The organism is Nitratidesulfovibrio liaohensis, assembly GCF_011682075.1.
GTDB lineage: Bacteria > Desulfobacterota > Desulfovibrionia > Desulfovibrionales > Desulfovibrionaceae > Cupidesulfovibrio > Cupidesulfovibrio liaohensis.
The window spans coordinates 1-7800 of the sequence record NZ_VSMK01000065.1 but is presented as its reverse complement, the minus strand read 5'-3'; the positions used below and the strand labels follow the sequence as shown (position 1 = coordinate 7800).

At 67.7% G+C, this 7800-nt stretch carries 6 protein-coding genes and 2 tRNA genes; 2 read left to right on the top strand and 6 right to left on the bottom strand.

The features are described 5' to 3' along the window. From FVW27_RS02960 to FVW27_RS02950, 3 genes are all read right to left on the bottom strand, one after another. Positions 1-1003 (bottom strand): L-serine ammonia-lyase, iron-sulfur-dependent, subunit alpha (locus FVW27_RS02960; protein ID WP_167122612.1); only part of this gene is annotated, 1003 nt, incomplete at its 3' end. Between the two features lie 174 nt (positions 1004-1177). Then, positions 1178-1254 (bottom strand) — tRNA-Glu (locus FVW27_RS02955). A gap of 6 nt (positions 1255-1260) precedes the next feature. Then, a tRNA-Gln gene (locus FVW27_RS02950) sits at positions 1261-1335 on the bottom strand. Between the two features lie 649 nt (positions 1336-1984). On the opposite strand from FVW27_RS02950, the gene FVW27_RS02945 reads away from it, so the two are divergent. Further along, entirely contained in the window at positions 1985-2521 is a 537-nt protein-coding gene (locus FVW27_RS02945; protein WP_167122610.1) for a GNAT family N-acetyltransferase, read from the top strand. Between the two features lie 63 nt (positions 2522-2584). Beyond that, the gene (gene rsgA / locus FVW27_RS02940) at positions 2585-3682 is read left to right on the top strand and encodes a ribosome small subunit-dependent GTPase A (RefSeq protein WP_167122608.1); all 1098 of its coding nucleotides are present in this window, start codon (positions 2585-2587) and stop codon (positions 3680-3682) included. Between the two features lie 142 nt (positions 3683-3824). On the opposite strand, the gene FVW27_RS02935 is transcribed toward rsgA, so the two are convergent. The 3 genes from FVW27_RS02935 to FVW27_RS02925 all read right to left on the bottom strand — a co-directional run. Next, positions 3825-5534: a glutamine--tRNA ligase/YqeY domain fusion protein gene (locus FVW27_RS02935; protein ID WP_167122606.1), complete on the bottom strand. Its 1710-nt coding sequence runs from the start codon at positions 5532-5534 to the stop codon at positions 3825-3827. Positions 5535-5756: 222 nt separating this feature from the next. Beyond that, entirely contained in the window at positions 5757-7397 is a 1641-nt protein-coding gene (locus tag FVW27_RS02930) for an AlbA family DNA-binding domain-containing protein (protein WP_167122604.1), read from the bottom strand. A gap of 179 nt (positions 7398-7576) precedes the next feature. Continuing rightward, positions 7577-7800: molybdopterin dinucleotide binding domain-containing protein (locus FVW27_RS02925; protein ID WP_279586594.1), on the bottom strand; the 224-nt coding region annotated here is incomplete at its 5' end.

The window sequence follows — 7800 nt, the reverse complement described above, 5'->3', positions numbered from 1 at the left end:
CGCAGCCGCACAGCGGGGTAAGGCGGCCAGTGCGGGCCTTTACCGCACCGGTGACCAGATGCGACAGGGCCAGCGCGCGAGCCAGTTCCGCGTCGCTGCGGCCCCATGCGCGGGCGGCCAGCGCCGGGGGAATGATGGCGGTAAGTCCGTGGTTGCCGGAACCGGCGCTGCTCATGACCGGCTGGTTGGCCCCGGCCATGCGCACGTCGGCGGCGGCAGCCGTGGTGGCCTTCACGCGGGCGCTGATGTCCGGGCCGCAGGCGTCAGATACGCTGTAGCCAGATACGCAGGAGCCGGATACGTTGGTGTTCCGGCAATCTCCGCCGCGCAGGGCCTGCCCCAGAGTATGCCCCACGGCAAGGCCCCACGGGCTGGTCAGCCCCTGTTCGGCCACGGCCAGATTCATCTCCGCGCCGCGCAGCAGGTCTCGGGCGAGATCGGCGTCGATCCCGTCGGCCCAGTTCCACAGGTCGTCAAAGGCGGCCCGTTGCAGGTCGGCCATGTAGGGGGGCAGGCTGTCGCCGCCAAGGGCGTCTTCCGCCCGGTAGACCACCTGCCCGTTGTGGCGCACCTCGGCCACGCGGTCGTGCCGCCCGGCCACCACGGCCACCACCAGATGGCCGGGGCGGTACAGTTCCGCCTCTGCGTACACGGTGGGCACGTCCTGTACGATTTCCTGCGTCACCGCGCCACGCTCCGTCAGGGCGCGGGCGGCGGCCACGTCGCTGGCGGTGACGGAGGCCAGCGCCTGCAGGCCCATGTCGGCATCACCCGCAAGGGCTCCCAGCGCGGATGCCAACATGTTGCCGCGCAGGCCCTGCGCGCCGGGAATGCCCACGGACTGGCCGTTCTTGTAGATGTTGGCCGAAAGACGCAGGTGGATGCGTTCAGGTGGGCCAGGCAGGTGGCGTGCGGCGGTGGCGGCGGCAAGGGCCACGGCCCCCGGTTCGGTGCAGCCAAGCGCGGGCTTTACTTCGGCGGCGAAAAAGGCGGCGATGTCCATGGAGCCTCCTGCTTGTGCGCGGGCGGCCGGGTGGAGTGAAGGGGCAGGTTCCGGCATGCCGCGCGGGGTGCGGGCGTGATGGGGCTGCGGGCGAACCCGCGTTTTCGCGCGGCGGCGGTGCGCCGCATATACGCAAAAGGGGTCACGGTGAACCGTGACCCCTTGATGGCGTGGTGGCGTTCCCAGGGGGATTTGAACCCCCGTCGACGGCGTGAAAGGCCGTTGTCCTAGGCCGGCTAGACGATGGGAACGCATGTTGGCTGGGCTGCTAGGACTCGAACCTAGATTAGCGGAGCCAGAATCCGCCGTCCTGCCAATTGAACGACAGCCCAACAACGAGGTTGTGTATCTATCCGTCAGGCCCCCGGTTGTCAACGGGAAATGCGCGAGGGGTCCGCAATTTTTATTTTTTGTGCGTAATATCCCTGAATCATGCCGGATATTGTGGCGTTTCGTGGCGTGGGGGCATCTTCGCATGTCTTTTTCGACCGTCCGCAGGCGTATCCCACCCATCGCGGCGGGGGCTTTGCTGCCGCGAAATTTCGTACTATGCTCGTCCCGTCCGCATCGGACATCCGGCGGATTGTCCCGCGCGCGGCCTTGACGGCTGCGGCGCGGTCCGTCCGGCACACGTCTTTCTGCTCTCAGGCGTACGCGCCGAGGTTTTTTTGCAGCGATTCGCACCAGAGATTGTCTTGCCGGTTGCAGGCGAAAGCCGCACCCGGTAGGCGCGACGGCATGCCGCCCCTCGTCTGAAGGGGGCGCTGCCAGCACGGGGCCGTCATCCGGCTCCGCCCCATCCCGCCCGCCGATTCCGTCCGATGCCATCGGATGGTGGTCTTACCTTTCGTCCCGCAACCATCCTTCTGACGTTTCCAGGCCGATCATTCGCCATGCGCGCCGCATGGCGGTCGTGCGCCGTCGGGCTGCCTGCCCGGTCCGCGCCCGTCATGTCGCGCGCCGTACTTCAGGAGTGACGCAATGCACATCAGGGACGAACGCCCCGGCAACCAACAGGACAGTCGGGCAATCATCCACATCGAATACACGGCCTTCAAGGGGCACCCCATGCACGCCCTCGGCGCCGAACCCACCGAGCACCTGATACCCGGCCTGCTGCGCGCCAGCGGCGACCTGACCCTGTCCCTGCTGGCAGAGGTGGACGGCGCCCCGGTGGGCCACGTGGCTCTTTCGCCCGTCGTGGTGGGAGAAGACCATGTGGGTTCGGACAGGGCGGGCTGGCATCTGCTGGGGCCTGTGGGCGTGCTGCCGCCCATGCAGGGCAGGGGCATCGGCTCCGCCCTGATCCGCGAGGCGTTGCGCCGCATGCGCGACGCCGGGGCCTTGGGCGTGGTGCTGGTGGGCGACCCCGGCTACTACGTCCGCCTCGGCTTTGCCTGCGTGCCGGGGCTGCACTATCCCGGCGTGCCCGATCAGTACGTGCTGGCCGTGCGCTTCGGCGACCGGCTGCCGCAGGGCGGCATCATCGCCCACCCGGCCTTCGCGGAACAGGCATAGCGCCAGCAACGACAATCCGCAGGGGCCGAGGCGAGCGCCCGGCTCCTGATGAGGTATACAATCATGTTGCAATCATGGGGTTTCGACCAGTGGTTTGCCGCACACGCGGCGGAAATGTTCATGGAAGGTTGCGGTTTTGCCCGAGTCTGCGCGGTGGACCGGGGGGGGTATCGCATACGGGGTGAAGGGGGCGAGGTTCCGGCGGAACTGGCGGGCAGGCTTGCCTACCATGTGGACAGCGCCGCCGACCTGCCCTGCGTGGGCGACTGGGTGACGGTGCAGTGGCACAGTGACGGAACGGCGGCCATCATCCACCGGGTGTTCCCGCGCCGGACCGTGCTGCGGCGCAAGACGGCGGGCGATGGCGGCGCCGTCCAGATGATTGCGGCCAACATCGACACGGCGTTCATCGTGCAATCGTGCCATTACGACTTCAACCCCGGCAGGCTGGAACGCTATCTGGTCATGCTGGCGGACGGGGGCGTGGAACCCGTGGTGGTGTTGACCAAGACGGACCTGGTCACCCCGGAAGACCTCGGCAACCTGCTGGCGGTGGTGGCCGCCGTCACACCCGCGCGGGTGATCGCCCTCAGCAGCGTGACCGGGGCCGGGCTGGATGTGCTGCGACAGGCGCTTGCGCCGGGCCGGACCTATTGCCTGCTCGGCTCGTCGGGCGTGGGCAAGACGACCCTGCTCAACCAGCTGACACGCGGGCAGGCTGGGGCTGGGGTTCTGGATGGGCAGGCGCTTGCCGCGCACGCCGACCGGGCCACACGTGCTGTCAGCGCCACCGGGGAGGGCACCCACACCACCACCCGCCGCCAACTCACCATGCTGGACGGCGGGGCGCTGGTCGTGGACACGCCGGGCATGCGCGAGGTGGGCACCGTGGCTGCGGCGGAGGGCGTGGACGCAGGCTTTGCGGACATCGCCCTGCTGGCGGGCGAGTGCCGCTATGCCGACTGCCGCCACGAACACGAGGCTGGCTGCGCCGTGCGGGCCGCCGTGGACCGTGGAGAACTGTCCGCCACGCATTACCGGAACTACCTGAAGCTGCGAAAAGAGGCCGAGTTCAGTAAAATGTCGCAGCTCGACCGGCGCAGAAAGGACAAGGCGTTCGGAAAACTGGTCAAGTCGGTCAAGAAGCACATGGGATACTGAGGCGTTCTTGCTCCTGCCTCCCCACTCTCTTTTTAGGGATAGGACAGGCAGGGAGCTTCACCCACACCAATAACAGAAACACCCCGGCGGGATGGCTCCCGCCGGGGTGTCGTTGCATTTATCCATCTTCGGTCGGCGTTGCTTACGCGCCTTCCTTCTTCTCGATCTTCGCCCAGCTGTCGCGCAGACCCACGGTGCGGTTGAACACCGGCTTGCCGGGGGTGCCGTCCCTGTCGGCGCAGAAGTAGCCGATGCGCTCGAACTGCACGCGGGTGCCGGGGGCCACGTCGGCCAGGGCCGGTTCCAGCATGGCGGTGACGGTCTTCAGCGAATCGGGGTTCAGGTAGTCCACAAAGGTCTTGCCATCTTCCGTCGCGTTGGGGTTTTCCACGCTGAACAGGTGCTCGTACAGGCGCACCTCTGCGTGCAGGGCATGCGCGGCGGACACCCAGTGGATGGTGCCCTTCACCTTGCGCCCGTCCTGCGACCAACCGCCCTTGGTGGCCGGGTCGTAGGTGCAGCGCAGTTCGGTGATGTTGCCGTCCGCGTCCTTCACCACCTCGCGGCAGGTGATGTAGTAGGCGTAGCGCAGGCGCACCTCCGCGCCAGGGGCCAGGCGGTGGTACTTCTTGGGCGGGTCTTCGCGGAAGTCGTCGCGCTCGATGTACAGCACCTTCGAGAACGGCACCGTGCGCGACCCGTGCGACGCATCTTCCGGATGGTAGGGCATGTCGAAGGTTTCCACCTGGTCGTCGGGGTAGTTCTCGATGACGACCTTGATGGGGTCCAGCACGCCCATCACGCGGGGGGCCACGGCGTTCAGGTGTTCGCGCATGCAGAATTCCAGCAGCGAGAAATCCACCACAGAATCGGCCTTGGCTACCCCGATGCGCGCGCAGAAGTCCTGCAACGCTTCCGGCGTTACGCCCCGGCGGCGCAGCCCGCTGATGGTGGGCATGCGCGGGTCGTCCCAGCCGTTCACGTAGCCGCCCTCCACTAGCTGGATCAGCTTGCGCTTGGACAGCACGGTGTAGGTCAGGTTCAGCCGGGCAAATTCCAGCTGCTGCGGGTGGTAGACGCCCAGGGTATCCAGCGTCCAGTCGTAGAGTTCGCGGTTGTTCACGAACTCCAGCGTGCAGATGGAGTGGGTGATGCCCTCGATGGAATCCGAAATGCAGTGCGTGTAGTCGTACATCGGATAGATGCACCACGCATCGCCGGTGCGGTGGTGATGGGCATGGCGGATGCGGTACAGCGTGGGGTCGCGCATGACCACGTTGGGCGAGCTCATGTCGATCTTGGCGCGCAGCACGTGTTCGCCGTCCTTGAACTCGCCCGCGCGCATGCGCCGGAACAGGTCCAGGTTTTCCTCCACGCTGCGGTTGCGGTAGGGGCTTTCCTTGCCGGGGGCGGTAAGCGTGCCGCGATGCTCGCGGATTTCGTCCGCCGACAGGCTGTCCACGTAGGCCTTGCCCGCCAGGATCAGCTGTTCCGCATGCTGGTAGAGCTGTTCGAAATAGTCGGAGGCGTAGAACTCGCGGCCTTCCCAGTCGCCGCCAAGCCACTTCACGTCCTCGCGGATGGAATCCACGTATTCCTGGCTTTCCTTCAGCGGGTTGGTGTCGTCAAAGCGCAGGTTGCACTTGCCGCCGAATTCCCGCGCCACCCCGAAGTTGAGGCAGATGGACTTGGCATGCCCGATGTGCAGGTAGCCGTTGGGTTCCGGGGGAAAGCGGGTGTGCACCCGGCTGTCGAAGCGGCCATTGGCGTTGTCTGCCGTAATCAGCGCGCGGATGAAATCGAGACCCGGCTCGGCCTTGCGGTCGGGCTCGCTGGCGTTGTGATCGCTCATGATCGTGCGTTCCTGCTTGGGGTTTTCCGGCGGCCGTTCAGGCGGTCCGTCCGGGACGCGAAGAAAGATGCGGCAGGATACGGGAAGTGGTGTGCCCGGTCAATTCAGGGCAATTCTGCCATGGAACGCAGGGGGGGCTCTGCCGGATGGTCGCGCGCCATGAGGCGTGGGGGGGGGCCGCGCCATGAGGCGTGGGGGCATGGCTACATGGCCCTTCGGGCGTCATTCTCGCTGGGTACCGTTGCCGCGCAGCCTGTGCATGACCTGCGAAAGGGCGAGCTTGCGGCTGGTGGGGCCCATGCGCACATAGAACTCCTCTTCCTTGCCGGTGTGCAGGATGACCGGCTCGGCTGCCTTGCCGCATTCCACCAGCAGCAGTTGCCTGCCGTCCAGCATCCGCACGGTGAAGCGCACGTGCGGCTGGTGCTCCACGCCGATGTGCTGGGCCAGCAGCGCGCTGAAATGGCGCAACATGTGGTCCGCGTCCTCGAAGCCGTCGGGTGCCAGGCCCAGCACCTGCCCCTGATCGTCCACGCCCACGGCCAGGGTGCCGCCGTCGGTGTTCAGGAAGGCGGTCACGGTCTTCAGGGCGGCCAGTTCTATCTCCTTGCCGTGCTTGCCGCTGGAAAGGTTGTGCCGCAGGGTGGACTTGAATTCCAGGCGGTCGCTTTCGCCCCCGGCCAGCAGGATGCGCAGGGCGTCGTCGGACAGGGGGCCGGTGTCCGCGCCGGATGCACCCCTGCGGGCATGGGTCCACCACGCGCCCAGCAGCAGGGCCAGCCCGCCGCAGGCCAGCAGCAGCGGGATGGCGGCATCGCGCAGCAGCATGTGCAGCAGCAGCCCCTGCGGCATGGCCACCCCGGCGAAGGTGCGGGTGTCGGCATCGGTGGCGGGCGCAAGGTACGCCCACCAGCGGGAACCCTGCGCCTCGAACGTGAAGACGGCATCGGCAGGCATGCCCGCAGCGCTCCACGCGGCAAGGGCGGCCTTGTGCACGGGGTCGCCATCCTCGGTCAGGGATGCCGCCTCACGGGGGGAACGGCTGTCTCCATGGGGCGAGGTGACCAGCACGCGCGCCTCCTGGGGCAGCCCCACGGCGAGGGATGTCAGCAGACCGTCCAGCCGAAAGCTGTAGCCCATGGAGCGTTCCACGCCCCCCTGCCGGTCGCGCGCATCGACCACGACGGTCATTGCAGCACTGCTGACAGGTGATGCCGCGTCCGCACCTGCATTGTTGCCGGGCGGTGCGCTTGCCATGGGCAGGGGGTGCACGCCGGTCCAGGCGGTGGCCGTTTTCCGCCCGGATTCGACCCGGGCGGCCTGGGCGTTGGTGGCGGCGACCATGCGGCGGCACAGTTCTCCGGTAGCAGGGGGCATGGGCGCGCCGGAGCCGGGCGGGGTGGCGTCGGTATTGATGCGCAGCCACGGGATTCCCTGTCCGCCGTCCGAACCGTCTGAACCGTCCGAACCGACCGGGCCAGCGGGGTTGCGGACGTGCAGCAGCATGCCGCTGTGGGCGCGCACGGCCATGGCCAGCAGCCCCCTGCCGTCGCAGACCGTGACCGCGTCCACGCCGGGGTTGTTGTCCAGCGAGGAAAGCACCAGTTCCCGGGCATCCGCCGGAGTGGGGCGGCCCGGCGCGGCAGAGGCCAGCAGATCGCCTGCCAGTTGCAGTGCGGTGATGGCCGGAGCCACGCGCAGCAGCAGCCGTTCGCGCAGGTTTCGTCCTTGTTCCTCCACGGTGCGTGCATTGAACTCGCGGGCGGTCAGCCAGAGCCCCAGCAGCATGAGCAGAGCTGCGGCCGCAACGGCCATGGCAACGGCGAGAGGGGCGGAAAGCCTGGAGCGCGGGATGGTGGGCATGGGCAGGTCCGTTGTGAGAAGGGCGGAAGGGCTGCGCATTGCGGATGGCGCCAGTGTAGCGCGGGACGCACGATGCGCGCAACGGGATGCGTCGTGTTCCGGCATCGGTTCAAGCTCTATGCACGCCAGCGCCGGTGCGAGCGGTCAGCGCATGCCCACCCTGTCGGTACCTTCGTCCATCAGGCCCGTTCGATGCGGCACAACCCGCACTTCAACGGCTCCGCGCCGCTGTCCGGGTCGAAGTGCTCGTGCCCGTAGAGCAGGTTGGCGCAGCTTTCGCGCCAGCCGTGGTCCGGTCCGGGCCGTTCGGGAAACCACCAGCCGTGGTCGGCCTGCACCACGTCGGGCGGCAGGCCGTCGTCGGCGGCGGCCACAAAGCGCGCCTGCCCGTGCGGCGACACCA